At 51.3% G+C, this 26441-nt stretch carries 27 protein-coding genes and 1 other RNA gene; 8 read left to right on the top strand and 20 right to left on the bottom strand.

Annotation, left to right across the window (positions count from 1 at the left end; all coding sequences use genetic code 11):
- Positions 1–5 precede the first annotated feature (5 nt).
- The 4 genes from prfB to xerD all read right to left on the bottom strand — a co-directional run bounded on the left by prfB (position 6) and on the right by xerD (position 4565).
- Positions 6–1104 (bottom strand): peptide chain release factor 2 gene (gene prfB / locus EFER_RS14240; protein WP_001701073.1). Its coding sequence is split into 2 segments (ribosomal slippage): positions 6–1028 and positions 1030–1104, totalling 1098 coding nucleotides; the frame shifts between segments, so codons are not numbered across the junction.
- A gap of 90 nt (positions 1105–1194) precedes the next feature.
- On the bottom strand, positions 1195–2928 hold the full coding sequence (gene recJ, locus EFER_RS14245) for a single-stranded-DNA-specific exonuclease RecJ (protein ID WP_000813234.1): 1734 nt from the start codon (positions 2926–2928) through the stop codon (positions 1195–1197).
- Between the two features lie 5 nt (positions 2929–2933).
- Positions 2934–3644 (bottom strand): bifunctional protein-disulfide isomerase/oxidoreductase DsbC, encoded by a 711-nt coding sequence (gene dsbC, locus EFER_RS14250; RefSeq protein ID WP_000715223.1) that lies wholly within the window; start codon positions 3642–3644, stop codon positions 2934–2936.
- A gap of 24 nt (positions 3645–3668) precedes the next feature.
- Complete coding sequence (gene xerD / locus EFER_RS14255; protein WP_000806646.1) at positions 3669–4565, bottom strand: site-specific tyrosine recombinase XerD; 897 nt, start codon at positions 4563–4565, stop codon at positions 3669–3671.
- Between the two features lie 111 nt (positions 4566–4676).
- Between xerD and fldB the strand changes: the two genes are divergently transcribed.
- A complete protein-coding gene (gene fldB, locus EFER_RS14260) occupies positions 4677–5198 on the top strand; it encodes a flavodoxin FldB (protein WP_001055871.1) in 522 nt (173 codons plus the stop codon).
- Between the two features lie 39 nt (positions 5199–5237).
- Here fldB and EFER_RS14265 read toward each other — a convergent pair whose 3' ends face one another.
- Both EFER_RS14265 and sdhE read right to left on the bottom strand, forming a co-directional pair.
- Positions 5238–5645, bottom strand: coding sequence for a protein YgfX (locus tag EFER_RS14265; RefSeq protein ID WP_000244784.1), 408 nt, complete (start codon positions 5643–5645; stop codon positions 5238–5240).
- The gene (gene sdhE / locus EFER_RS14270; RefSeq protein ID WP_000354046.1) at positions 5626–5892 is read right to left on the bottom strand and encodes an FAD assembly factor SdhE; all 267 of its coding nucleotides are present in this window, start codon (positions 5890–5892) and stop codon (positions 5626–5628) included. Before sdhE ends, EFER_RS14265 begins: the two co-directional genes overlap by 20 nt.
- Before the next feature lie 251 nt (positions 5893–6143).
- On the opposite strand from sdhE, the gene ygfZ reads away from it, so the two are divergent.
- On the top strand, positions 6144–7124 hold the full coding sequence (gene ygfZ, locus EFER_RS14275; RefSeq protein ID WP_000886105.1) for a tRNA-modifying protein YgfZ: 981 nt from the start codon (positions 6144–6146) through the stop codon (positions 7122–7124).
- Positions 7125–7200: 76 nt separating this feature from the next.
- On the opposite strand, the gene trhA is transcribed toward ygfZ, so the two are convergent.
- Together trhA and yqfB are read right to left on the bottom strand one after the other, a co-directional pair.
- On the bottom strand, positions 7201–7860 hold the full coding sequence (trhA, locus tag EFER_RS14280) for a PAQR family membrane homeostasis protein TrhA (protein ID WP_000250283.1): 660 nt from the start codon (positions 7858–7860) through the stop codon (positions 7201–7203).
- Positions 7861–8023: 163 nt separating this feature from the next.
- Positions 8024–8335: a N(4)-acetylcytidine aminohydrolase gene (gene yqfB, locus EFER_RS14285; RefSeq protein WP_001182961.1), complete on the bottom strand. Its 312-nt coding sequence runs from the start codon at positions 8333–8335 to the stop codon at positions 8024–8026.
- A 44-nt stretch (positions 8336–8379) separates the two neighbouring features.
- Here yqfB and bglA point away from each other — a divergent pair, with 44 nt between their 5' ends.
- Entirely contained in the window at positions 8380–9813 is a 1434-nt protein-coding gene (gene bglA, locus EFER_RS14290) for a 6-phospho-beta-glucosidase BglA (RefSeq protein ID WP_024256520.1), read from the top strand.
- 47 nt (positions 9814–9860) lie between these two features.
- On the opposite strand, the gene EFER_RS14295 is transcribed toward bglA, so the two are convergent.
- The 4 genes from EFER_RS14295 to gcvT form a co-directional block, all read right to left on the bottom strand.
- On the bottom strand, positions 9861–10754 hold the full coding sequence (locus EFER_RS14295; RefSeq protein ID WP_000819362.1) for a transporter: 894 nt from the start codon (positions 10752–10754) through the stop codon (positions 9861–9863).
- 455 nt (positions 10755–11209) lie between these two features.
- Positions 11210–14083 carry an aminomethyl-transferring glycine dehydrogenase gene (gcvP, locus tag EFER_RS14300; RefSeq protein WP_000194995.1) on the bottom strand — a complete coding sequence of 958 codons (2874 nt, stop codon included), beginning with the start codon at positions 14081–14083 and terminating at the stop codon, positions 11210–11212.
- Positions 14084–14201: 118 nt separating this feature from the next.
- Entirely contained in the window at positions 14202–14591 is a 390-nt protein-coding gene (gene gcvH / locus EFER_RS14305) for a glycine cleavage system protein GcvH (RefSeq protein WP_001295377.1), read from the bottom strand.
- A 22-nt stretch (positions 14592–14613) separates the two neighbouring features.
- Positions 14614–15708, bottom strand: coding sequence for a glycine cleavage system aminomethyltransferase GcvT (gene gcvT, locus EFER_RS14310; protein ID WP_000068706.1), 1095 nt, complete (start codon positions 15706–15708; stop codon positions 14614–14616).
- A 290-nt stretch (positions 15709–15998) separates the two neighbouring features.
- Here gcvT and EFER_RS24180 point away from each other — a divergent pair, with 290 nt between their 5' ends.
- Entirely contained in the window at positions 15999–16082 is an 84-nt protein-coding gene (locus EFER_RS24180; protein ID WP_122083101.1) for a hypothetical protein, read from the top strand.
- A gap of 73 nt (positions 16083–16155) precedes the next feature.
- On the opposite strand, the gene ubiI is transcribed toward EFER_RS24180, so the two are convergent.
- Genes ubiI through ygfB form a run of 4 tightly spaced genes read right to left on the bottom strand, consistent with a single transcriptional unit; the run spans position 16156 to position 20485 of the window.
- Positions 16156–17358, bottom strand: coding sequence for an FAD-dependent 2-octaprenylphenol hydroxylase (gene ubiI, locus EFER_RS14315; RefSeq protein ID WP_001192159.1), 1203 nt, complete (start codon positions 17356–17358; stop codon positions 16156–16158).
- Positions 17359–17380: 22 nt separating this feature from the next.
- On the bottom strand, positions 17381–18559 hold the full coding sequence (gene ubiH / locus EFER_RS14320) for a 2-octaprenyl-6-methoxyphenyl hydroxylase (protein WP_000111155.1): 1179 nt from the start codon (positions 18557–18559) through the stop codon (positions 17381–17383).
- Positions 18556–19881: a Xaa-Pro aminopeptidase gene (gene pepP, locus EFER_RS14325; RefSeq protein WP_001290101.1), complete on the bottom strand. Its 1326-nt coding sequence runs from the start codon at positions 19879–19881 to the stop codon at positions 18556–18558. The genes ubiH and pepP overlap by 4 nt, the downstream gene beginning before the upstream one ends.
- A gap of 25 nt (positions 19882–19906) precedes the next feature.
- The gene (gene ygfB / locus EFER_RS14330; protein WP_001295378.1) at positions 19907–20485 is read right to left on the bottom strand and encodes a UPF0149 family protein YgfB; all 579 of its coding nucleotides are present in this window, start codon (positions 20483–20485) and stop codon (positions 19907–19909) included.
- Between the two features lie 167 nt (positions 20486–20652).
- Between ygfB and zapA the strand changes: the two genes are divergently transcribed.
- The 3 genes from zapA to EFER_RS14340 all read left to right on the top strand — a co-directional run bounded on the left by zapA (position 20653) and on the right by EFER_RS14340 (position 21824).
- On the top strand, positions 20653–20982 hold the full coding sequence (zapA, locus tag EFER_RS14335; protein ID WP_001276008.1) for a cell division protein ZapA: 330 nt from the start codon (positions 20653–20655) through the stop codon (positions 20980–20982).
- 41 nt (positions 20983–21023) lie between these two features.
- A non-coding RNA gene (gene ssrS / locus EFER_RS22520) (6S RNA) lies at positions 21024–21207 on the top strand.
- Positions 21208–21227: 20 nt separating this feature from the next.
- Positions 21228–21824 (top strand): 5-formyltetrahydrofolate cyclo-ligase, encoded by a 597-nt coding sequence (locus EFER_RS14340; RefSeq protein WP_000192743.1) that lies wholly within the window; start codon positions 21228–21230, stop codon positions 21822–21824.
- Positions 21825–21923: 99 nt separating this feature from the next.
- On the opposite strand, the gene EFER_RS24860 is transcribed toward EFER_RS14340, so the two are convergent.
- From EFER_RS24860 to rpiA, 3 genes are all read right to left on the bottom strand, one after another.
- Positions 21924–21983, bottom strand: coding sequence for a type I toxin-antitoxin system Ibs family toxin (locus tag EFER_RS24860; protein WP_107192362.1), 60 nt, complete (start codon positions 21981–21983; stop codon positions 21924–21926).
- Between the two features lie 227 nt (positions 21984–22210).
- Positions 22211–23443, bottom strand: a complete 1233-nt coding sequence (serA, locus tag EFER_RS14350; protein ID WP_001151599.1) for a phosphoglycerate dehydrogenase — start codon at positions 23441–23443, stop codon at positions 22211–22213.
- A 242-nt stretch (positions 23444–23685) separates the two neighbouring features.
- Positions 23686–24345, bottom strand: a complete 660-nt coding sequence (gene rpiA, locus EFER_RS14355) for a ribose-5-phosphate isomerase RpiA (RefSeq protein ID WP_000189736.1) — start codon at positions 24343–24345, stop codon at positions 23686–23688.
- A gap of 159 nt (positions 24346–24504) precedes the next feature.
- On the opposite strand from rpiA, the gene argP reads away from it, so the two are divergent.
- Entirely contained in the window at positions 24505–25398 is an 894-nt protein-coding gene (gene argP / locus EFER_RS14360) for a DNA-binding transcriptional regulator ArgP (protein ID WP_000828353.1), read from the top strand.
- 34 nt (positions 25399–25432) lie between these two features.
- Here the strand turns inward: argP and EFER_RS14365 are convergent, their stop codons facing one another.
- Complete coding sequence (locus tag EFER_RS14365; protein ID WP_001101453.1) at positions 25433–26173, bottom strand: oxidative stress defense protein; 741 nt, start codon at positions 26171–26173, stop codon at positions 25433–25435.
- Positions 26174–26441 lie beyond the last annotated feature (268 nt).

Below are 26441 nucleotides of genomic sequence, written 5' to 3' on the forward strand. Positions count from 1 at the left end.
GTTCCTCATAACCCTGCTTTCAAACTTGCTTCGATAAATTGATCCAGGCTGCCGTCCAGCACTGCCTGCGTGTTGCGGGTTTCAACCCCGGTGCGCAGATCTTTAATGCGGGAGTCATCAAGGACATAAGAACGAATCTGGCTGCCCCAGCCGATGTCAGATTTGTTATCTTCCATCGCCTGTTTCTCGGCATTTTTCTTCTGCATCTCCAGTTCATAAAGCTTCGCTTTCATCTGCTTCATGGCCTGGTCTTTGTTTTTGTGCTGGGAACGGTCGTTCTGGCATTGGGTCACAATCCCGGTTGGGATGTGAGTAATACGCACCGCAGATTCGGTACGGTTAACGTGCTGACCACCCGCGCCGGATGCGCGATAAACGTCGATGCGCAGATCCGCCGGATTGATTTCGATATCGATATCATCATCAACTTCCGGGTAAACAAACGCGGAGCTGAACGACGTGTGGCGACGACCGCCGGAGTCAAACGGGCTCTTACGCACCAGGCGGTGAACGCCGGTTTCTGTACGCAGCCAGCCGTAAGCGTAATCGCCGGAGATTTTGATAGTCACGGATTTAATACCCGCCACTTCACCTTCCGACTCTTCGATGATTTCAGTTTTGAAACCACGCGATTCAGCCCAGCGCAGATACATACGCTCAAGCATGCTCGCCCAGTCCTGTGCTTCCGTACCGCCAGAACCTGCCTGAATATCGAGGTAGCAGTCGGCGCTATCATATTCGCCAGAGAACATACGACGGAACTCAAGCTGCGCCAGTTTTTCTTCCAGGGCGTCGAGTTCAGCAACGGCTTCGTTAAAGGTTTCTTCGTCGTCAGCTTCTACAGCCAGCTCCAGCAGACCTGAAACATCTTCCAGCCCCTGTTTCATTTGGTCGAGGGTGTCGACAACGGCTTCGAGGGAGGAACGCTCTTTACCCAGCGCCTGTGCGCGTTCGGGTTCGTTCCAGACATCCGGCTGTTCCAGCTCGGCGTTTACTTCTTCCAGACGCTCTTTCTTGGCGTCGTAGTCAAAGATACCCCCTAAGAACGTCGGAGCGTTCCGTGAGGTCCTGAATGCGATTATTTACCGGATTAATTTCAAACATGGTCTGATTTCTTTTATTGAGCTAGTCAAAATGCGGTGATAAGAGCGGGATTGTACCCAATCCACGCTCTTTTTTATAGATAATATGACGCTAAATTGGCCAGATATTGTCGATGATAATTTGCAGGCTGCGGTTGCCGCGAAACTCGTTGATATCCAGCTTGTAAGCCAGTTGCACTTCGCGCACGCCGTTATCCGGCCAGAGGGCGGTATCGACATTAAAAGCAATACCGTCCAGCAGCGGACCGCCGCCGACCGGTTCGACCATGACTTTCAAATGACGCTCGCCCACCAGCCGCTGTTGCAGCAGACGGAAATGACCGTCAAACAGCGGCTCCGGGAACATCTGCCCCCACGGGCCAGCATCGCGCAGCAGTTGCGCCACTTCCATGGTCATTTCGGCTGGGCTTAGCGGACCGTCTGACACCACTTCGCCTTGCAATAGTGAAGGGTCCAGCCACTCAGTAACCAGTTCGCCAAACCGTTGCTGAAAGAGTTCGAATTTATCCTCTTCCAGCGACAGGCCTGCCGCCATCGCATGACCGCCAAACTTCAGCATCATGCCGGGGTAGAGTGTGTCTAATCGCTCCAGCGCATCACGCATATGCAGCCCCTGAATGGAGCGACCGGAACCTTTCAGCGTACCGTCACCCGCAGGCGCAAAAGCGATAACCGGACGGTGAAAACGCTCTTTAATACGCGAAGCCAGAATACCAACCACGCCCTGATGCCATTCCGGGTGATACATCGCCAGCCCGCCGGGTAGCGTGTCGCGGCTGCGCTCCAGTTTCTCGCACAGGGTCAGAGCTTCAACCTGCATTCCCTGTTCGATCTCTTTTCGCGTCTGGTTTAGCGCATCGAGTTCATTTGCCAGTACGCGCGCTTCGCCGATGTTGTCGCACAGCAACAGCGCCACACCAACGGACATATCATCCAGTCTCCCGGCTGCATTGAGACGTGGCCCCAGCGCAAAACCTAAATCGCTGGCGGCGAGTTTTTGTGCATCGCGGTTGGCCACTTCCAGCAGCGCTTTAATCCCTGGACGGCACTTTCCGGCACGGATGCGACTCATCCCCTGCCAGGTCAGAATGCGATTATTAGCATCCAGCGGCACGACGTCCGCCACTGTCCCCAACGCGACCAGATCCAGCAGTTCTGCCAGGTTAGGAATTGCGATGCCGCGCTCATCAAACCAGCCCTGATCACGCAAAAAGGTGCGCAGCGCCAGCATTAAATAAAACGCCACACCCACGCCTGCCAGTGATTTCGACGGGAAATTGCAGTCGCGCAAGTTAGGGTTAATGATCGCTTCCGCCGCGGGTAATGTTTCGCCCGGCAAATGGTGATCGGTAACAATAACCGGAATGCCCAACGATCGAGCATGTTCAACCCCCGCATGGGAGGAAATGCCGTTATCCACCGTGACAATTAACTGCGCGCCACGGGCATGGGCCTGATCGACCACTTCCGGGCTTAAGCCGTAACCGTCTTCGAAACGGTTTGGTACCAGATAGTCGATATTGCTGCAACCAAGCGAGCGCATCGCCAGCACGCTTAGAGCCGTGCTGGTGGCACCGTCGGCGTCGAAGTCACCGACCACCATAATCCGCGTTCCTTCGCGAAAAGCGTTGTAAAGGATCTCAACGGCCTTTTCGACGCCGCTCAGTTGCTGCCAGGGCAGCATACCTTTTACACTACGTTCCAGTTCTTGCGCACTGCGTACTCCCCGGCTGGCATATAAACGGCGCAGCAAGGGAGGCAATTCAGCGGGCAAGTCTGCCGTTTCATCGACTTCACGGCGACGAAGTTGTATCTGTTGTTTCACGCGAATTATTTACCGCTGGTCATTTTTTGGTGTTCGTCGAGGAATTCTTTCATCTCTTTCGGCGGCTGGTAACCCGGAACAAGTGTGCCATTGCTCAGCACAATTGCCGGAGTGCCACTAACGCCAAGCTGGACGCCAAGTGCGTAATGATCGGCAATATCGATATCGCAACTTGCCGGAGTGGCAGCTTTACCCGCCATCACATCATCAAACGCTTTCTTTTTATCTTTCGCACACCAGATGGCTTTCATTTGTTGCTCAGCCTGGCTCTCCAGCCCCTGGCGAGGGAAAGCAAGATAACGCACGGTGATCCCCAGCGCGTTGTAGTCTGCCATTTGCTCATGCAGTTTGTGGCAGTAACCACAGGTAATATCAGTAAACACGGTAATGACGTGTTTTTCCTGCGGCGCTTTATAAACGATCATCTCGTTTTCAAGCGCGTTCAGCTGCTTTAACAACATCTTATTAGTGACATTGACCGGAGTCGTTCCGCTAACGTCATACATTGGTCCCTGAATGATATGTTTACCGTCATCGGTGATGTACAACACACCGCTGTTAGTCAGAACTGTCTTCATACCAGCCACGGGCGCAGGCTGAATATCACTGCTTTTGATGCCCATTTTGGCTAACGTTTGTTGAATTGCCGCGTCATCAGCCTGAGCAAAACCAGAAAACGCCGCCAACAACGTAAATAACATAAAACCTTTCTTCATAAATCTTCCCGTTCTTTTCAGACATCACGCCCGCGGGTGATGCTGTTGATGAAGTTGCCGCAGACGCTCGGTAGCGACATGCGTATAAATTTGCGTGGTGGAGAGATCGCTGTGGCCCAGTAGCATCTGAACCACGCGTAAATCCGCACCATGATTTAATAAATGAGTGGCAAAGGCGTGACGCAACACATGCGGTGACAACTTTTCGCTGTCGATCCCCGCCAGCACAGCATAATGTTTAATGCGGTGCCAGAAGGTCTGTCGCGTCATCTGCTGCGCACGCTGGCTGGGAAACAACACATCAATTGACACACCGTTTAGCAACCACGGTCGCCCGTGTTCCAGATAGGTTTCCAGCCAGTAAACCGCCTCTTCACCTAACGGCACCAGGCGCTCTTTGTTGCCTTTACCAATGACCCGCACTACGCCCTGACGCAGGCTGATATCACTCATTGTCAGCCCGACCAGTTCAGAGACACGCAGCCCGGTAGCATACAACACTTCAAGCATGGCTTTATCGCGTAGCTCCAGTGGCTGATCAATTAATGGTGCCTGTAATAATCGTTCGACCTGCGCTTCGCTTAAATCTTTTGGCAAACGCTGGGGCAATTTCGGTGAAGCGAGATGCGCACTGGGATCATCTTCACGAAATTTTTTGCGATAAAGATACTGGAACAATCGACGCACTGCACTCAGCAAACGCGCTGAGCTGGTGGCTTTATACCCCCCCTCCAGCCGTTCTGCCAGTAATGCCTGCAAATCGTCACTTTGCGCAGTCGCCAGCGTCAACCCGCGGTGATGCAACCACTCCACCATCATTGACAGATCGCGACGGTATGCGTTCAACGTATTTTCAGCCAGATTTTTTTCCAGCCACAGAGCATCAAGAAACTGCTCGATGCGTGCCAGATCCTGTTTCACTTGCGCCCCTTATGGTCACTCATTTGATCCATTATGCCTTATTGTGCCGTGACTAAAGCGATTCTGATACACTAGCCGCAAAAGCCACAGCAGAATCGAGAAGCTTACGTTATGAATATGGGTCTTTTTTACGGTTCCAGCACCTGTTACACCGAAATGGCGGCGGAAAAAATCCGCGATATTATCGGCCCAGAACTGGTGACCTTACATAACCTCAAGGACGACTCCCCGAAATTAATGGAGCAGTACGATGTGCTCATTCTGGGTATCCCGACCTGGGATTTTGGCGAAATCCAGGAAGACTGGGAAGCCGTCTGGGATCAGCTCGACGACCTGAACCTCGAAGGTAAAATTGTTGCGCTGTATGGGCTTGGCGATCAACTGGGGTATGGCGAGTGGTTCCTCGATGCGCTCGGTATGCTGCATGACAAACTCTCGGCCAAAGGCGTGAAGTTCGTCGGCTACTGGCCAACGGAAGGATATGAATTTACCAGCCCGAAACCGGTGATTGCTGACGGGCAACTGTTCGTGGGTCTGGCGCTGGACGAAACTAACCAGTATGACCTTAGCGACGAGCGTATTCAGAGCTGGTGCGAGCAAATCCTCAACGAAATGGCAGAGCATTACGCCTGATGTCACTGACGGCTTAGCACACAGCCTTTGCCGTCATCTTTATCTTTGCGTCTCTTGTTGCAACAAAATCCGCCGTAAATCCCGCCATTCGGCTTCGTCCATGCTGTCGGCTGCCAGCCACAAGTGCTGACGTTTACCGCTATCAGAACGTAAACGCAACATCATGCCGCTTTTAATCATCCACGGCGCTTTGACGATGCACCACTCCTGCCCTTGCCAACGCAAACGCCCGTCCATCAACAGGCGAATTTCCCCCTGGCGGGAATTAATGCGTCGCTGGCTGCGAACGCAATCAAACACCACCAGCGAAAGTAACACCATCCATAACGGAGTGTAACTTAACGGCCAGGGCATGAGTAAAATAACAGCGGCAACCAGCCCATGAATCAGCAAGGAAAGCCACTGCGCGCGCCAGGAGACGCGTAAATCAGATTGCCACAGGACCACGTTCCCGATTCCGTGTCTGGATGAGTCGGACCATCATTTCCAGTTCTGCATCGGCCGGTTTACCGTGATTCATCAGCCAGTTGAACAGATCGGGATCGTCACATTCCAGCAGACGAATAAAGATGCGTTTTTCGTCATCGCTTAAGCTGTCGTACTCATGTTCGAAAAACGGCATGATTGAAATATCGAGTTCGCGCATACCACGGCGGCATGCCCAGTGAATGCGGGCTTTGTTATTAATGTCCATCTTCTTCCTGTCTCACGAAAATCCAGTACCAGGCTATTGTAACGTGTTTTTCGACTTCTTTTGCGGGAATATCAGTAAACACAATCGCGATCGCGAAATTAACCCACAATATTTCAAGGGCTTCATTTTTTTGGAAGTCGCCTCGCAAAGCATATCAGAAGGCACAGATCGCGTAGTGAAAGCACTTGCATTGCCTCATAGCTCTTTTACCATTAGTCATAAATACGCCGTTTGTAAAACAGGACTCCATTATGGCTTTTACACCTTTTCCTCCCCGTCAGCCTACGGCTTCTGCCCGTTTACCGCTGACGCTGATGACGCTTGATGACTGGGCGCTTGCCACCATTACTGGCACGGACAGCGAAAAATATATGCAGGGTCAGGTGACAGCAGATGTCAGCCAGATGACAGAAGATCAGCACCTGCTCGCCGCCCATTGCGACGCCAAAGGTAAAATGTGGAGCAATTTACGTCTGTTCCGCGACGGCGACGGCTTTGCGTGGATTGAACGGCGCAGCGTGCGCGAGTCGCAACTGACTGAACTGAAAAAATATGCGGTGTTCTCTAAAGTGACCATCGCGCCAGACGATGAACGTGTGCTGCTTGGTGTTGCCGGTTTTCAGGCACGCGCTGCGCTGGCAAACCTCTTTAGTGAATTACCTTCGAAGGAAAAGCAGGTTATCAGAGAAGGTGCGACTACCCTGCTATGGTTTGAACACCCAGCAGAACGTTTCCTGATCGTAACCGATGAAGCTACCGCCAATACGCTGACCGATAAACTGCGCGGTGAAGCGGAACTGAACAATAGCCAACAGTGGCTGGCATTAAACATTGAAGCGGGTTTTCCGGTGATTGATGCCGCCAACAGCGGGCAGTTTATCCCACAGGCGACCAACCTCCAGGCGTTAGGCGGCATCAGCTTTAAAAAAGGCTGCTATACCGGACAAGAGATGGTGGCACGGGCTAAATTCCGCGGTGCCAACAAACGTGCCCTCTGGCTGCTGGCAGGTAGCGCCAGCCGACTGCCGGAAGCGGGTGAAGATTTAGAGCTGAAAATGGGCGAGAACTGGCGTCGTACCGGTACGGTGCTGGCTGCGGTAAAACTGGAAGATGGTCAGGTCGTGGTACAGGTCGTCATGAATAACGATATGGAACCGGACAGCATCTTCCGCGTACGCGACGATATGAATACATTGCATATCGAGCCGCTGCCGTATTCGCTGGAAGAGTAAATCTCTGTATCGCATCAGGCATTTATCGCCTGATGCGACGCTGACGCGTCTTTTCAGGCCTACAAAGGCGCACCAATTACGCCTGCCCAATATACAAATAGATCGCCAGAAAGTGACACACACTGCCACCGAGCACAAAGCCGTGCCAGATGGCATGGTTGTAGGGAATGCGTTTGCAGACGTAGAAAATCACCCCGAGCGAGTAAACCACGCCGCCTACTGCCAGTAAGGTAACGCTGCCCGCCGCGAGCTTAACGGCCATTTCATAAATCACCACCAGCGACAGCCAGCCCATCGCCAGATAAGTCACCAGAGATAAAATTTTGAATCGGTGCGCAATGGTCAGCTTGAACAGAATCCCCAACAGCGCCAGGCTCCAGATAACAATCATCAACCCGCGCGCTAACGGAGAATCCAGCCCCACCAGCAAAAACGGCGTGTAGGTTCCGGCAATCAATAGATAAATGGCACAGTGGTCAAATTTCTTCAGCCACATTTTTGCCCGTTGATGGGGAACGGCGTGATAAAGCGTCGAAGCAAGAAACAGCAGGATCATACTGCCGCCATAGAGACTGTAACTGGTTATCGCTGTGGCGCTGGCATTGAGATCCACCGCCTGAACCAGTAACAACACCAGCCCAACGATACCAAACACCAGCCCAATGCCGTGACTGACGCTGTTGGCAATTTCCTCTGCCAGCGAATATCCCTGCTTAATGAGGGGCTTCTGAACCATAACTTACTCCGGAGAAACGTACACGCACGTGAACACTTCTCCAGCGTAACTGAGAATAGTTCCAGTGAACACCTGTTAGCTAAAATAAATTCTGATTTGAGACTAATCTCCGAAAAATCATGAAATTAAATGCGAAATTTCAACTAACAGGCGTGAGTTCAATTTAAAGGCATTTAAATTCAATTACATAAAACTGTGTCTGCCCAGGATAGATGTCGGCAATGACCTTTTTCAGTTCAGGCAGGGTCATATTTTCCTGTTGTGCATGTTTTTCCGTCAAGGTATCCAGCGTTACGGTTGATGTTGCAGTGACTTCAATCGTGCAAAAATAACCGTCATCTTCAAAACGCCCGACACGAAGCACATCACCCGTTTTGAAGTGCGATTCAGACTCGTCGCGGATGGTGATGGTTTTACGCCCAGCCAGAATGTCATCCTGGAAACGTTGAAAAAAAGTGATGTCGTTTGGCTGCATGGTACTATTTCCTGTAAGAATTGACTCATCTGGAGCCTATGATAGTGAAAAAACTCACCTTACCGAAAGATTTCTTATGGGGCGGCGCAGTTGCCGCTCATCAGGTCGAAGGCGGCTGGAACAAAGGCGGCAAAGGGCCGAGCATTTGTGACGTTCTGACCGGTGGCGCACACGGCGTGCCGCGCGAAATCACCAAAGAAGTCTTGCCAGGAAAATACTATCCAAACCATGAAGCCGTTGATTTTTATGGTCACTACAAAGAAGACATCAAGCTATTTGCCGAAATGGGCTTCAAATGTTTTCGCACTTCCATCGCCTGGACGCGCATTTTCCCAAAAGGTGATGAAACTCAGCCAAACGAAGAAGGGCTGAAGTTCTACGATGATATGTTCGATGAACTGCTGAAATACAACATCGAACCGGTGATCACCCTCTCCCACTTTGAAATGCCGCTGCATCTGGTGCAGCAATACGGTAGCTGGACTAACCGTAAAGTGGTTGATTTCTTTGTACGTTTCGCGGAAGTGGTATTTGAACGCTATAAGCATAAAGTCAAATATTGGATGACCTTCAACGAAATTAACAACCAGCGTAACTGGCGTGCACCTCTGTTCGGTTACTGCTGCTCTGGCGTGGTGTATACCGAACATGAAAACCCGGAAGAGACGATGTATCAGGTGCTGCATCACCAGTTTGTCGCCAGCGCCCTGGCAGTGAAAGCCGCGCGTCGCATTAACCCGGAGATGAAAGTCGGCTGTATGCTGGCGATGGTGCCGCTCTATCCATACTCCTGTAACCCGGACGATGTGATGTTCGCTCAGGAGTCGATGCGCGAACGCTACGTCTTTACCGATGTGCAGTTGCGTGGCTATTACCCTGCCTATGTGTTGAACGAGTGGGAGCGTCGCGGATTTAACATCAAAATGGAAGACGGCGATCTCGATGTACTGCGTGAAGGCACCTGCGATTATCTTGGTTTCAGCTATTACATGACCAACGCAGTGAAGGCCGAAGGCGGCACCGGCGATGCGATCTCTGGTTTTGAAGGCAGCGTACCAAACCCGTATGTTAAAGCATCTGACTGGGGCTGGCAGATTGATCCGGTGGGTCTGCGCTATGCACTATGCGAACTGTATGAGCGTTATCAGAAGCCGCTGTTTATTGTCGAAAACGGTTTTGGCGCTTACGACAAAGTGGAAGAAGACGGCAGCATCAACGACGACTACCGCATTGATTACCTGCGCGCCCATATCGAAGAAATGAAAAAAGCGGTGACTTACGATGGCGTGGATCTGATGGGCTACACACCGTGGGGCTGCATCGACTGCGTGTCGTTCACCACCGGGCAGTACAGCAAACGCTACGGCTTTATCTATGTGAATAAACATGACGACGGTACTGGCGATATGTCGCGTTCACGTAAGAAGAGCTTTGACTGGTACAAAGAGGTGATTGCCAGCAACGGCGAGAAGCTTTAACTCCTGCATGTTACCCGCCAGTTGGCGGGTAACATTTTGGACGAGTCTTACCAGGTCTTACCTATTTTAAATTCCCAGCGTACATCTTCCATTTTGGTTGGCGACTTCGCTTCCTGCATTACCGGGAAGAAGGCTCCGGCACCAAACCATAATTTCAGTGAATCGACGGCAATATTAAATGACGGACCAACAACCCATTCGGTAGTTCCAGAATGGGTATTAATTACGCTGCCATTAGGCAGTTTTTTCGTTCCAGAGGCATTATTGCTGTAGGCACTTTCCAGACCAATATCCAGCGGTAAATCGCTAAACATATACCGTACCTGGGTATTCCACTGGAATTCGTTACCTCGTTTCACATCCTGGTTACCGCGCTCAAATGGTCCCTGATAGACAAAATCCATATCCCCTTTAAAGTTAGGAGTGAATGATTTTGTTAAAGAGAGTGATACTCTTCCTCCCCAGGCGCTGTTCCCAGGCAAATGATTATCTCCACCTTGCCCGGTGGGTAGTAATAATGCCCCACCTACCGTAACCCAAAACGGATCACCTCTTCGCTGGCTCATTAAAGCATAAGTGGCCCCCACCGATTGATCGCCCATTCCCTCTATATGCTCAGGAGACAGATTGTCTCGTTTGTTATTGATATAAGAACCCACAGTTGATAATTCCAGTCTGTCGGTCAAACCGTAACGAATCTTCAATAACCATATCTGGGAGTAAACATCCGAACTTCCGTGCCCCTCGATTTGATGATCTTTATCGCGAAATGAGCTATTCACGGCGGTTAATAACATTCCTTCCGGCAATACTGAACCACCAGAAATAGCGGTATTAACTGGTGCACCTAATAGATTACTGGGCTTATTTTCTCCGTCAGCTGCCATTGCATTCATTGATAGAAAGCATGTTATTAATGGCAGAAATATAAATCGTTTCATCATTCCCTCCAGGTATGAAAAACAAAGCGCTAAGTTAAGAAACATTTGCGTTATTTATATTTATTTTTAATTTATAATTTAAATAAATAACTTAATGGATTTAATATACGGAAAGTTTTGTAATTATATTGAGAGGTAAATAACGATTCCGGAGAGAAACTATTTGTAATTACATGTAAATATGCTGTGTTATTTTTATTAAATAACAGCAAAGTAAAAATCATGCACAATGAATCATTAGACCCTAAAAAACGGGTGATTTAATTCTGGCTAATACACTGATACAAACACCTGGTTGCCTGAGAGGAGCCAACAATTTACTGCAATATATTGAATTAGTAAGACTTCGCTTCTTGAAAAAAGCACTCACGCGGCATCCGACATAAACAAAGCACTCTTTATTAACAAGCTGAAAAGGCGCCGAAGCGCCTTTAGAAGATAGTCGAATCAGCAAATTACTGGTATTCGCTAATCGGTACGCAGGAGCAGAACAGGTTACGGTCGCCGTAAACATCATCCAGACGTTTCACCGTCGGCCAGTATTTGTCTGCCACGCCTGCCGGGAATACTGCAACTTCACGGCTGTACGGATGCGCCCACTCGGCGACCAGTTCGTTCTGAATGTGCGGCGCGTTCACCAGCGGGTTATCTTCCAGCGGCCAGACACCGGCTTTCACCTGGTCAATTTCCGCACGGATAGCCAGCATCGCGTCGATAAAGCGATCCAGTTCCACTTTGCTTTCAGATTCAGTCGGTTCAACCATCAGCGTGCCCGCCACCGGGAACGACATAGTCGGCGCGTGGAAACCGTAGTCGATCAGGCGCTTGGCAATATCCAGCTCGCTGATGCCGGTTTCTTCTTTCAACGGACGAATATCAAGAATACATTCGTGCGCCACGCGACCGTCGCGACCGGTATACAGCACCGGGAAGGCATCCTGCAGGCGGCTGGCAATATAGTTGGCGTTGAGGATTGCCACCTGGCTTGCTTTTTTCAGCCCTTCTGCGCCCATCATGCGGATGTACATCCAGCTAATTGGCAGAATAGAAGCGCTACCGAACGGTGCCGCAGAAACCGCGCCCTGACGGGTTAACATGCCTTCGATTTGTACCACACTATGACCCGGAACAAACGGTGCCAGATGCGCTTTCACGCCGATCGGTCCCATACCCGGACCACCACCGCCGTGCGGAATGCAGAAAGTTTTATGCAGGTTAAGGTGCGAAACGTCCGCGCCAATAAAGCCCGGCGAAGTGATGCCAACCTGGGCGTTCATGTTCGCGCCATCAAGGTAAACCTGACCGCCGAACTGATGCACGATTTCACACACTTCACGGATCGTTTCTTCGTACACGCCGTGGGTGGAAGGATAGGTCACCATAATGCAGGAGAGATTATCGCCCGCCTGCTCCGCTTTCGCGCGCAGGTCAGTCAGATCGATGTTGCCGTTTTTATCACACGCCACAACCACCACCTGCATTCCTGCCATATGCGCGGAAGCCGGGTTAGTGCCGTGCGCAGAAGCCGGGATCAGGCAGATATCGCGATGTCCTTCGTTGCGGCTTTCATGATAATGACGAATCGCCAGCAGCCCCGCGTATTCGCCCTGAGCGCCAGAGTTCGGCTGCATACAGACGGCGTCGTAACCGGTCAGTTTCACCAGCCAGTCAGCCAGTTGGGCGATCATCTGCTGATAACCTTCGGCCTGTTCCGGCGGGCAGAACGGGTGCAGTTCGGCAAATTCCGGCCAGGTGATTGGGATCATCTCGGCGGCGGCGTTCAGTTTCATGGTGCAGGAACCCAGCGGGATCATCGCCTGATTCAGCGCCAGATCTTTACGCTCCAGCGAGTGCATATAGCGCATCATTTCGGTTTCGCTGTGGTAGCGATTAAACACCGGATGGGTGAGAATTTCGTCATCGCGCAGCATTGCAGGCTGAATAGAACGGCTGTCGTGAGCCACGTCTTTGTCCAGCGTGTCGATGTCCAGTCCGTGATTATCGCCCAGCAGTACGCTGAAAAGCTGCATCACGTTTTCGCGCGTGGTGGTTTCATCAAGGGTGATCCCCACTGCATTCAGAATATCGCTACGTAGGTTGATTTCAGCCGCTTCGGCACGCGCCAGCACGCCCGCTTTGTCGGCCACTTCCACACACAAAGTATCGAAATAGTGCGCATGGCGCAGCTTCTGACCTTTTTGTTGCAGACCTGCAGCCAGGATATCAGTAAGACGGTGGATGCGGTTAGCGATACGTTTCAGGCCAACCGGACCGTGATAAACGGCATACAGGCTGGCGATGTTTGCCAGCAGTACCTGGGAAGTACAAATGTTGGAGTTCGCTTTCTCACGGCGAATATGTTGCTCGCGAGTCTGCATCGCCATGCGCAGCGCAGTATTGCCCGCGGCATCTTTCGATACGCCAATAATACGGCCCGGCATTGAGCGTTTGTATTCATCTTTCGCTGCAAAGAATGCCGCATGTGGGCCACCGTAGCCCATCGGTACGCCAAAGCGTTGCGCCGAACCAAAGACAATATCCGCGCCCTGTTTGCCCGGCGCAGTTAACAGCACCAGCGCCATAATATCGGCGGCGACGCTGACCACAATTTTGCGTGATTTCAGTTCGCTGATAAGCGCGGTGTAGTCGTGAATTTCACCGGTAGTGCCGACCTGCTGTAACAGCACGCCGAAGACGTCCTGATGGTCGAGCACTTTTTGCGCGTCATCGACAATCACTTCAAAACCAAAGGTTTCGGCACGAGTACGTACCACATCCAGCGTTTGCGGATGAACGTCAGAAGCCACGAAGAAGCGGTTGGCATTTTTCAGTTTGCTGACGCGTTTAGCCATCGCCATTGCTTCGGCGGCAGCGGTGGCTTCGTCCAGAAGAGAAGCAGAGGCCATATCCAGCCCGGTTAAATCCAGCGTTACCTGCTGGAAGTTGAGCAGTGCTTCAAGGCGGCCCTGGGAGACTTCAGGTTGATACGGAGTATACGCGGTATACCAGCCCGGATTTTCCAGCATGTTACGCAGAATAACCGGCGGTAGCTGCACGGCGGTGTAACCGATGCCGATGTAAGACGTGAAGCGTTTATTGCGACTGGCAATAGCCTTGAGTTCCGCCAGCGCGGCGTATTCGGTCGCCGGTGCGCCAACCTGCGGTGGTGTCGCAAGCTGAATATCTTTCGGCACAATCTGGCCGGTCAGCGCGTTTAACGATTGTGCGCCAACGGCATTCAGCATTTCTTGCTGTTGCGCGGCGTCCGGTCCGATATGGCGTTCAATAAAAGCGCCGCTGTTTTCAAGCTGGCTTAACGTCTGTGTCATGAGCGATGGTTCCTGAAACGTGCAGTGAATTGTGAACCTCTCTCCTTGCGAAGAGAGTGAGGGTGAGGCGTAAATGTTCCTCACCCTGATCCTCTTCCGCAGAAGAGGAATAAAGCTGTTACTCGTCTTCTAACAATGCTTCGTATGCGGTCGCATCCAGCAGTGATTCCAGTTCGCTTTCATCGCTGGCTTTTATTTTAAAGATCCAGCCGCCTGCATACGGTTCGCTGTTCACCAGTTCCGGGGAATCGCTCAGTGCGTCGTTTACCGCCACGATTTCACCGCTTACTGGCGCATAAATGTCTGACGCCGCTTTTACCGATTCGGCAACCGCGCAGTCATCGCCCGCGCTTACCGTTGCACCCACTTCCGGCAGGTCAACAAACACCATATCGCCTAACAGCTCCTGAGCGTGCTCAGTGATGCCAACAGTGTAAGTGCCGTCGGCTTCTTTACGCAGCCATTCGTGTTCTTTGCTGTATTTCAGTTCTGCTGGTACGTTGCTCATCAATTAATCTCCAAAAAGTAAATCACGCGACGGCTTTGCCGTTACGCACAAAAACAGGTTTCGTCACTTTTACCGGCATTTCACGGTTGCGAATTTGCACAATCGCCGTTTCGCCAATACCTTCCGGTACGCGTGCCAGCGCAATGCTGTAACCCAACGTCGGGGAGAAAGTACCGCTGGTGATAATGCCTTCATGCTGATTGCCCTGCGCATCGGTAAAACGTACCGGCAGTTCATTACGCAGCACGCCTTTTTCGGTCATCACCAGACCAACCAGTTTTTCTGTGCCATGTTCACGCTGCGCTTCCAGAGCTTCACGACCGATAAAGTCACGATCAGCCGGTTCCCAGGCGATGGTCCAGCCCATGTTGGCGGCTAAAGGAGAAATAGTTTCGTCCATCTCCTGGCTATACAGATTCATACCCGCTTCCAGACGCAGCGTGTCACGAGCGCCCAGACCGCAGGGCTTAACGCCCGCTTCCACCAGCGCACGCCAGAAATCCGCCGCTTTTTCATTGGGCAGCGCAATTTCATAGCCCGCTTCACCGGTATAACCGGTGGTGGCAATAAACAGATCGCCCGCCTGCACGCCAAAGAAGGGTTTCATCCCTTCCACCGCCTGACGCTGAGCATCATTAAACAGTGTGGCAGCTTTTGCCTGCGCATTCGGCCCTTGTACGGCAATCATGGAAAGGTCATCACGAACGGTAATTTCGATACCGAAGGGTTCAGCGTGTTGGGTAATCCAGGAGAGGTCTTTTTCGCGGGTGGCGGAGTTAACAACGAGGCGGAAGAAATCTTCAGTAAAGTAGTAAACGATGAGATCATCTATCACACCGCCAGAGGCATTCAACATCCCCGAGTAAAGGGCTTTGCCGCTTTTGGTGAGCTTCGCCACATCGTTCGCCAGCAGATAACGCAGAAACTCCCGGGTGCGACTGCCGCGAAGATCGACGATGGTCATATGTGACACATCAAACATTCCGGCATCGGTACGTACCGCATGATGTTCGTCGATTTGCGAACCGTAATGCAGCGGCATCATCCAGCCGTGGAAATCCACCATGCGAGCGCCGCAAAGCGTGTGTTGTTCGTACAAAGGAGTCTGTTGTGCCATCTTGTCCTCATTGAATAAGCGGGGCTGACAACTTTTTCATGGTGAAATTATCACCACGAAACCCAGCATCGGAGCCACTCCCGGTCTCCAACGCAATCGTTCTCTTTTCCCTGAACTTACCACCGAAACAGACTGTTAACCATAAGGTAAAATTGAACATCACATTAGCTTATGGTTAAAAAACGCCAAAATCGCAACAGAATAAAAAACCAAAAAATTAACCATTCTCTATACAAAGATAATTAGATGAGAAAGTTAATTTGAATAAGACAACATTAAGAACTGAAAAAATGTCAAAAAACACCAAATCAAAAATTCGTGGCATTAGAAAATATAATGCGAAATCGCAGGTGAAATTAGTTTATTTCAAATGAGGAAAATCTCCCGGCGAAAAAACCGGGAGATGAAAGTGTGATGGGTATCAAATAAACAGCAGAAGAGAAATTTTTAGCGCAGCCATTCAGGCAAATCGTTTAATCCCATTGCCTGACGGATAAGTTGTGGTTTAACGCCAGGAAGCGTGTCGGCCAGTTTCAGACCAATATCACGCAGCAGTTTTTTCGCCGGATTAGCCCCGGAAAACAGATCGCGGAATCCCTGCATACCTGCCAGCATCAGCGCCGCACTGTGCTTGCGGCTACGCTCATAGCGACGCAGGTAAATGTACTGCCCGATGTCTTTACCCTGACGATGCAACCGTTTCAGTTCAGCAATCAGCTCTGCAGCATCCATAAAGCCGAGATTCACCCCCTGCCCCGCCAACGGGTGAATGGTATGCGCGGCGTCGCCCACCAGCGCCAGACGGTGCGCGGCAAACTGGCGCGCATAACGCCCAGTCAGCGGGAACACCAGGCGTTCACTCTCAACCTTGCATAAGCCCAGGCGATTATCAAAAGCGATATTTAACTCGCGATTAAATTCGTCTTCGCCTGCCTGCTGCATCCGCTGTGCTTCCTCTGGGAACAGTGACCAGACAATTGAGCAAAGATGCGGATCGCTAAGCGGCAAAAAGGCCAGAATGCCTCCGCCATGGAAAACCTGTCGCGCCACCGCATCATGCGGTTCTTCCGTGCGAATGGTCGCCACCAGCGCGTGATGCTGATAATCCCAGAAAGTCAGCGGAATATCGGCTTTGTTGCGCAACCAGGAATTAGCGCCGTCTGCGCCAATTACCAGACGCGCCGTTAACATACTGCCGTCTTTCAGCGTCAGGAAGGTTTCGTTCTCTCCCCAGGCGACCTGCTGTAATTCTGCAGGGGCTAACAGGCTGATATCTGACGACTGCTGTGCTTTGTTCCACAGCGCGTAGTGAATGACTGAATTTTCAACGATATGCCCAAGATGGCTATAGCCCATGCTTTGATCGTCAAACGAAATGTGACCAAAACTGTCTTTGTCCCACACTTCCATGCCGTGATAGCAACTGGCCCTGCGGGAGAGGATCTCCTGCCAGACGCCAAGACGGGAGAGTAATTTTTCGCTGGCGGCATTGATAGCCGAAACGCGCAGTTGTGGTGGTGCATCCGCCGCCAGAGGTTCCGGTACGCGCTGCTCCAGTACGGCAACGCGTAAGCCGCTCCCCTGTAAGCCGCAGGCAACCGCCAGCCCCACCATGCCGCCGCCAACAATGGCTACATCAACACTTTGCATTGTTTATTCCTTAAAACCGCCTTCAACGCGCCACCCAACCGAGGGTGCGCTGCGCCAGCACATCGCGTGCCGGAGTGAATAATTCCATTGCCATCAGCCCGATGTTGCGCCCGACAACCAGCGGCGTCCAACGGTTGGCAAAAAGATGTACAAGGCTGTCCGTGACGCCGATGGTTGCTTCTCGATCGCTCTGTCGACGCTGCTGATAACGGCACAAGACGCCGTAATCACCTATGTCTTCTCCGCGCTCTTGCGCCTGAGTCAGGGTTTCCGCAAGGCTCATCACATCTCGCATACCGAGGTTGAACCCTTGCCCGGCAATCGGGTGCAGAGTTTGCGCCGCATTGCCCACCAGCACGGTACGATGGGTAACAGGTCTGGCGGCGCGGGTTAACGCCAGCGGGTAAGCACTGCGTTTACCAGCGTGGGTAATTTTCCCAAGTCGCCAACCAAAGGCCGACTGGAGTTCACGGCAAAACGTCTCGTCGCTCCACGACAGCACCTCTTCGCGCCGTTCCAGTGGATGGCACCAGACCAGCGAACAGCGTCCGTCAGACATCGGCAACATCGCCAACGGGCCATATTGTGTGAAACGCTCAAACGCCCGGCCTTCGTGCGCAACGGAAGTCGCAACGTTCGCAATCACGGCCAGTTGTTCGTAAGGCTCCTGCTGCCAGTCAACACCGCACGCGGTGGCTAACGCGGAATGGGTGCCATCAGCAGCGACCAGCACACGGCCCGTCAGCGTCTTGCCACTCTCCAGTGTCACTTCAACGTGACTCTGAGTACGGGCAACGTTAGCCACGCGATCCGGACAATGCAGCGTTACGCCAGGCGCTTTGCGCAATAGCGCAAACAGCCGTTGCCCGACATTATGCAATTCGACAACCTGCCCCAGCGCCGCCAGTTGATAATCTTCTGCGGCGAGGGTGACGAATCCGGCATGACCACGATCGCTGACATGAACGGTAGTGATGGCGGTTGCGCAATCTGCCAGAGATTGCCAGACGCCGATGCGCACCAGTTGCTGACAGGTGCCCGCCGCCAGCGCAATAGCCCGTCCATCAAAGCCCGGATGAGCATGAGACTCTGGCGCGGTCGCTTCAATCAAATGTACCGGCAGCGCCCCGTGACTTAACTGGGAAATAGCCAGCGCCAGCGTCGCGCCCGCCATGCCGCCACCGACGATGATTACGCTCATTGCTTTCTCGCAGCTGCCATCAACGCTTCAATTTCTTCCGGCTTTTTCACCACGCTGGCGGTGAGGTTTTCATTGCCGGTTTCGGTAATCACAATGTCGTCTTCGATACGAATGCCGATACCGCGATATTGTTCTGGTACATCCGCATCCGGCGCAATATACAGCCCCGGCTCTACGGTCAGTACCATGCCCGGTTCCAGAATGCGCGAGCGATCCTGACCATAAATGCCAACATCATGGACATCCAGTCCTAACCAGTGGCTAAGGCCATGCATAAAGAAAGGACGATGGGCGTTTTGGGCGATCAGTTCTTCAACATCACCTTTCAGGATGCCGAGTTTTACCAGGCCGCTAACCATGATGCGCACCACTTCACCGGTGACTTCCTGAATGGACGTTCCCGGACGATACAGGCGCAGGCTGGTTTCAAGAGACTCCAGCACAATGTCGTAGATTTCACGCTGAGCCTGAGTGAATTTACCGTTAACCGGGAAGGTGCGGGTAATATCGCCAGCGTAACCTTTGTATTCACAACCAGCATCAATCAGCACCAGGTCGCCGTCGCGCATTTCACACTCGTTTTCGGTGTAATGCAGAATGCAGCCGTTTTCACCGCTGCCAACAATGGTGTTATAGGAAGGGTAACGCGCACCGTGGCGGTTAAATTCGTGGTGAATTTCGCCTTCCAGATGGTACTCGAACATCCCCGGACGGCATTTTTCCATCGCCCGGGTATGCGCCAGGGCAGTGATTTCACCCGCGCGGCGAAGTACGGCAATCTCTTCCGGCGATTTGAACAGGCGCATTTCATGAACACCAGGACGCCAGTCGATCATCGTTGCTGGCGCGGTGAGATTTTGTCGCGAGCCTTTACGCAGCTTTTCCAGCGCGCTGTTCACGATTTCATCAGCATAGGCATATTCGCCCTGAGCGTGGTAAACCACATCCAGACCATTAAGCAGTTGATAAAGTTGCTGATTGATTTCACTGAACGCCAGTGCGCGGTCAACGCCCAGTTTCTCTGGCGCGGCATCCTGACCTAAACGACGGCCAAACCAGATCTCCGCCGTCAGGTCGCGCACGCGGTTAAACAAAACGCTGTGGTTATGAGTGTCATCACTTTTAATCAGCACCAGCACCGCTTCCGGTTCGTTAAAGCCGGTGAAGTACCAGAAGTCGCTGTTCTGACGATAGGGGTATTCGCTGTCGGCGCTACGGGTCACTTCTGGTGCCGCGAAAATCAGCGCGGCGCTGCCGGGTTGCATTTGCTCTACCAGGGCCTGACGGCGACGCTGAAATTCTTGCCGGGATATCTCACTCATAACACTCTCCTTACGTTTTTTGTTTTTAGTGTAGAGTCGGTTTTTGTACTTCTGGCGCGGTCGGTTGCGGATGAGTAAAGGTGTCGTGGCATAACAGCGCGGCAACACGGACGTACTCGATGATCTCTTCAAGCGACATTTCCAGCTCTTCCTGATCTTCGTCTTCGTCGTAGCCCAGCTGCGCGATGTTACGCAGATCGTCGATAGCTTCACCGGTTTCGCCGGTCACTTTGTCCAGCTTCGGTTGCGTAACGCCAAGACCAAGCAGGAAGTGATTGACCCAACCTGCCAGCGCATCAGCACGATCGAAAACACTGACATCATCGCCATCAGGCAGATAAAGCTGAAAAAGGAAACCGTCATCCTGCAGGGCATCGCTGGTAGCAGAGTGCATTTTGCGCAATGCCTGTGCCAGCTCATGACCGAAAGCCATGCCTTCGTTCGTCAGGTCGTGAAGCAGCGGCAGCCATGAGCTGTCATCGTTACCACCACATATCATCCCACTGATTAAACCATGCATCTCAGCAGGGGTCAGACCCGTCCCTTGTTGGTTCAGATACTGGTTCATTTCGTTGTAACCAGGCATTTCGTTCTGTATAGACATAAGCATTCGTCGTCAAAGGGAGGAATATTCATGATATGCTACCACTTTGGGCCCTGGTGGACCAGAAAAGGGCTTGTCTCTTCTCATCAGGGTAGCTATAGTGTCGCCCCTTCGCAGACCATGGGTCTAAAGACGAAGGCAGCGCAGTCAATCAGCAGGAAGGTGGCATGTCTGCACAACCCGTCGATATCCAAATTTTTGGCCGTTCACTGCGTGTGAACTGCCCGCCTGACCAAAGGGATGCGTTGAATCAGGCAGCGGACGATCTGAACCAACGGTTGCAAGATCTGAAAGAACGCACTAGAGTCACAAATACTGAACAGTTGGTCTTCATTGCCGCATTGAATATCAGCTATGAGTTAGCGCAAGAAAAAGCGAAGACTCGTGACTACGCGGCAAGTATGGAACAGCGTATTCGGATGCTGCAGCAGACCATAGAACAAGCGTTACTTGAACAAGGTCGCATCACCGAAAAAACTAACCAAAACTTTGAATGACACTTTTCGGTTTACTGTGGTAGAGTAACCGTGAAGACAAAATTTCTCTGAGATGTTCGCAAGCGGGCCAGTCCCCTGAGCCGATATTTCATACCACAAGAATGTGGCGCTCCGCGGTTGGTGAGCATGCTCGGTCCGTCCGAGAAGCCTTAAAACTGTGACGACACATTCACCTTGAACCAAGGGTTCAAGGGTTACAGCCTGCGGCGGCATCTCGGAGATTCCCTTCTTATCTGGCACCAGCCATGACGCAACTACCTGAACTCCCGCTTTCCCGACAAGAAATCCGCAAAATGATTCGCCAGCGTCGCCGTGCGTTAACGCCACAGCAACAGCTTGATATGGGCCAACAGGCCGCCGCGCGAATGATGAGTTACCCCCCGGTGGTAATGGCGCATACGGTCGCTGTATTCCTCTCTTTTGATGGCGAACTCGACACCCAGCCGCTCATAGAACAACTCTGGCGCGCCGGTAAGCGCGTGTATCTTCCCGTTTTGCATCCCTTTAGTGCCGGTAATTTGCTGTTCCTGAATTACCATCCGCAAAGTGAACTAGTAATGAACAGGTTGAAGATCCATGAGCCAAAACTGGATGTGCGTGACGTTCTTCCTCTTTCTCGATTAGACGTGTTGATCACACCGCTGGTCGCCTTTGATGAGTACGGTCAGCGCCTGGGAATGGGCGGTGGTTTTTATGATCGGACCTTACAAAACTGGCAGCACTATAAAATGCAACCGGTGGGTTATGCGCATGATTGTCAGTTGGTGGAAAAACTCCCCGTTGAAGAGTGGGATATTCCACTTCCTGCGGTAGTTACGCCGTCGAAAGTCTGGGAGTGGTAAGGGCGATACACCCGCATCGCCCTGATTGACATCGTTGATTCTTTAACCTAATTTAGTGAGTAAGGGTAAGGGAGGATTGCTCCTCCCTCTGACTTCTGTTTAGAAAGCTGGTGCGCTTATCATCAACAGAATGACCAGTATGATGACGCTCTTCATCATAACCCTTCTCCTTCAAGCCCTCGCTTCGGTGAGGGCTTTACCGTTACAGCCCCATGCTGCCTCGCCATCGTAAATCCTTCACATACAAAGACAACGCATTGATCTGACTTTAATTTCTTTATTCGAGCAGACTCGCAAAGACATATGCACAGCACTGCAAATGTGGGGGAAACGGATAAAAAACGGGCAAGTCAGTGACCTGCCCGTTGATTGTCAGAGAAGGGGAATTAGTACAGCAGACGGGCGCGAATAGTACCCGGAATAGCTTTCATTGCCTGCAACGCTTTTTCGGCAACGTCTTCGTCAGCTTCAATATCAATAACCACATAACCCATCTGCGCTGAGGTTTGCAGATACTGTGCAGCGATGTTAACGCCCTGCTCGGCGAAGATTTTGTTCAGCGCAGTTAACACGCCCGGACGGTTTTCGTGGATGTGCATCAGACGACGCCCACCGTGCAGTGGCAGCGAGACTTCCGGGAAGTTCACTGCAGAGAGCGTTGAGCCATTGTCAGAATACTTTATCAATTTACCCGCAACTTCCAGGCCGATATTCTCCTGCGCTTCCTGAGTCGAACCGCCAATATGTGGCGTCAGAAGGACGTTGTCGAACTCGCAAAGCGGCGAAGTAAACGGATCGCTGTTGGTCGCCGGTTCCGTCGGGAATACGTCGATTGCCGCGCCAGCCAGGTGCTTGCTTGCCAGCGCATCACATAATGCCGGGATTTCCACCACGGTGCCGCGCGAAGCGTTAATCAGCAGTGAGCCTGGTTTCATTAGTGAAATCTCTTTTGCGCCCATCATGTTTTTGGTAGATGGGTTTTCAGGTACGTGCAGGCTTACAACATCGCTCATATTCAGCAGGTCGGAAAGATGTTGCACCTGAGTGGCGTTGCCTAACGGTAGTTTATTTTCAATATCATAGAAATAGACATGCATCCCCAGCGATTCGGCCAGAATGCCCAGTTGCGTACCAATATGGCCGTAACCAATAATGCCGAGTTTTTTACCGCGAGCTTCAAAAGAACCCGTAGCCAGTTTGTTCCACACACCACGGTGGGCTTTAGCGTTGGCTTCCGGTACACCACGTAGCAGGAGTAGCAATTCACCAATAACTAGCTCTGCCACAGAACGAGTGTTTGAAAACGGTGCATTAAACACCGGAATCCCACGTTTTGCCGCCGCGTTCAGGTCAACCTGATTTGTGCCAATACAGAAACAGCCAATAGCCACCAGTTTTTCTGCAGCGTTGATCACGTCTTCAGTCAGATGGGTACGGGATCGCAGACCGATGAAGTGGGCATCACGGATAGACTCTTTCAGTGCATCACTATCCAGCGCACCTTTGTGAAATTCGATATTGGTATAACCTGCTGCGCGAAGGTTTTCCAGTGCCTTTTGGTGCACTCCTTCAACCAGCAGAAACTTAATTTTGTCTTTCTCCAGCGATACCTTTGCCATTTCCCGATCCTGTCTTCTGAATATGTTGTGTATGGATTTGCATCCGCCTTTCAACATATCAAAAAAAATTAATGCGGCAATATGAACGTTTGCGTCGCCATTATGAGGAAATCTCAAACAGCGTCGTTAAACAGAGGAAAATGCTGTTAATGGAATGTTTTATGAAAGGATCGGCAGGGTCAATTGAAAAACGTGACACTTGTCACTAAATTTGCCCTGCCAGATTATTTTAACAAAGTGGCTTATTTAACGATGGTTTTTACGCCTTCAGCGGTGCCAATCAGTGCCACATCCGCGCCACGGTTAGCAAATAAACCGACAGTAACCACACCTGGGATGGCATTAATCGCATTTTCCATTGCCACCGGGTCAAGGATCTCCATACCGTGCACATCAAGAATAACGTTACCGTTATCAGTGATCACACCCTGACGGTATTCCGGACGCCCGCCCAGTTTCACCAGCTGGCGAGCCACTGCACTACGAGCCATAGGAATCACTTCTACTGGCAGTGGAAATTTACCGAGAATATCCACTTGCTTGGAGGCATCTGCGATGCAGATAAATTTTTTCGCCACGGAAGCGATGATTTTTTCACGGGTTAACGCTGCGCCACCGCCTTTGATCATCTGCATATGACCGTTAATTTCATCAGCACCGTCAACGTAGATACCGAGGCTGTCCACATCGTTGAGATCAAAAACGGTAATACCAAGGCTTTTCAGCTTTTCGGTTGACGCATCCGAGCTGGAAACCGCCCCTTCAATTTGATCTTTCATCGTGCCTAATGCATCAATAAAATGTGCAGCGGTTGAGCCAGTACCGACCCCAACGATAGTGCCCGGCTGTACATACTGAAGCGCCGCCCAACCTACTGCTTTTTTCAGTTCATCCTGCGTCATGATTGTTTTCGCCTGTGCTGTAAAAACTCTGGCGCATTATAGATCATTAGACGGAAAAATCTTCCCGCCCTTACTCACGGCTGTTTGTTTTGGTCTGTACCCAAGGCAAATTTATGTCATAGTGCAAGAAAAAGAACACAACAGGAGCAAACAACAACAATGAAACGCCCGGACTACAGAACACTGCAGGCACTGGACGCGGTAATACGTGAACGAGGTTTTGAACGCGCAGCACAAAAATTATGCATCACGCAATCTGCCGTTTCACAACGTATAAAACAGCTGGAAAATATGTTCGGGCAGCCATTGCTGGTACGTACCGTTCCTCCACGTCCTACAGAACAGGGGCAGAAGTTGCTGGCACTGTTGCGTCAGGTTGAGCTACTGGAAGAAGAGTGGCTGGGTGATGAGCAAACCGGCTCAACACCCTTGCTGTTATCACTGGCGGTCAACGCCGACAGTCTGGCTACCTGGTTGCTGCCTGCGCTGGCACCTGTTCTGGCTGATTCCCCAATCCGTCTTAATTTGCAGGTAGAAGACGAAACGCGAACTCAGGAGCGTTTGCGTCGTGGAGAAGTCGTGGGGGCCGTGAGTATCCAACCGCAAGCGCTGCCGAGTTGCCTCGTGGACAAACTTGGTGCGCTTGATTATCTGTTCGTCAGCTCAAAACCGTTTGCAGAAAAATATTTCCCGAATGGAGTAACGCGTGCCGCGCTGCTGAAAGCACCTGTCGTAGCATTTGACCATCTGGATGATATGCATCAGGCATTTTTGCAGCAAAACTTCGATCTGCCACCAGGCAGCGTGCCATGCCATATCGTGAATTCTTCGGAAGCCTTCGTGCAGCTCGCCCGACAGGGAACAACCTGTTGTATGATCCCTCATCTGCAAATTGAGAAAGAACTGGCAAGCGGTGAGTTGATTAATTTAACACCAGGTCTATTGCAAAGGCGGATGCTTTACTGGCACCGGTTTGCGCCAGAAAGTCGTATGATGCGTAAAGTGACCGATGCCCTGCTGGAATACGGACATAAGGTTTTGCGTCAGGATTAAAATTTTCACCCGGTGTGAAACCGGGTGAATTGTTTTACTGGGCTTTGTTGGTTGTTGGTTTCTGTTCTGCAGCAGGTTCAAGTTGGAACACCACATCAACCTGATCATCAAATTGAATCGTTGCCTGCTCGTAGGTTTCTTGAGCATTTGACGGTGCTGCATCTGCTTTCATCATTCTAACCATTGGGCTGGGCTGATAGTTAGAGACGTGATAGCGCACGCTGTAAACTGGCCCCAGTTTACTATTAAAGCCTTCAGCCAACTCCTGCGCCTGATGAATAGCATCTTTTATTGCCGCCTGACGTGCTTTGTCCTTATAAGAATCTGGTTGCGCAACGCCTAACGACACAGAACGAATCTCGTTTAACCCCGCTTTCAATGCACCATCCAGCAACGGGTTAAGTTTATCTAACTGACGCAGTGTCACTTCAACGGTGCGCACCGCGCGATATCCTTTCAGAATACTTTTACCGTTCTGGTAATCGTAATCCGGCTGGGTTCGCAAATTTGCCGAACGAATATCTTTTTTGCTGATCTGATTCAGTTCCAGAAAGGTAAGATATTGCGCAACACGCTCATCTGCCTGTTTTTTAGCCGTGGCAGCATCTTTCGCTGCTACATTGACTTCAATTGAAAGGGTAGCAATATCGGGCACCGCATCCACACTTGCCGTCCCGGAAGTCACAACATGTGGCCCTTCAGGCAATTCACTTGCCTGAGCAGACATGCCGCTGAAACCAACTAACGCCGCCAGGGCCAATACTTTGACGTTCACTATTGTTTCTCCATGTAACGTAAATTGCCCAAAGTAAAGGGCGCATAACCAAAAGTTTAGTCATACGCCCTTAATTTTACCATCAGACAATACCCTAACAGTTGAACGACTTACATCTGAACCGGATATAAGCTTTACTCAAGGTTGGCGTGACGGGCGAGCATTTCTGCTTCCGTTTGTCCAGTGTGCTCCATCAGGACTGATTGTGGATTTTCAGTGGTTGCACAGATAAGCAAATTAGGCAGCTATCTTCATGGCTTCTGCTGTT

Source organism: Escherichia fergusonii ATCC 35469, from assembly GCF_000026225.1.
GTDB lineage: Bacteria > Pseudomonadota > Gammaproteobacteria > Enterobacterales > Enterobacteriaceae > Escherichia > Escherichia fergusonii.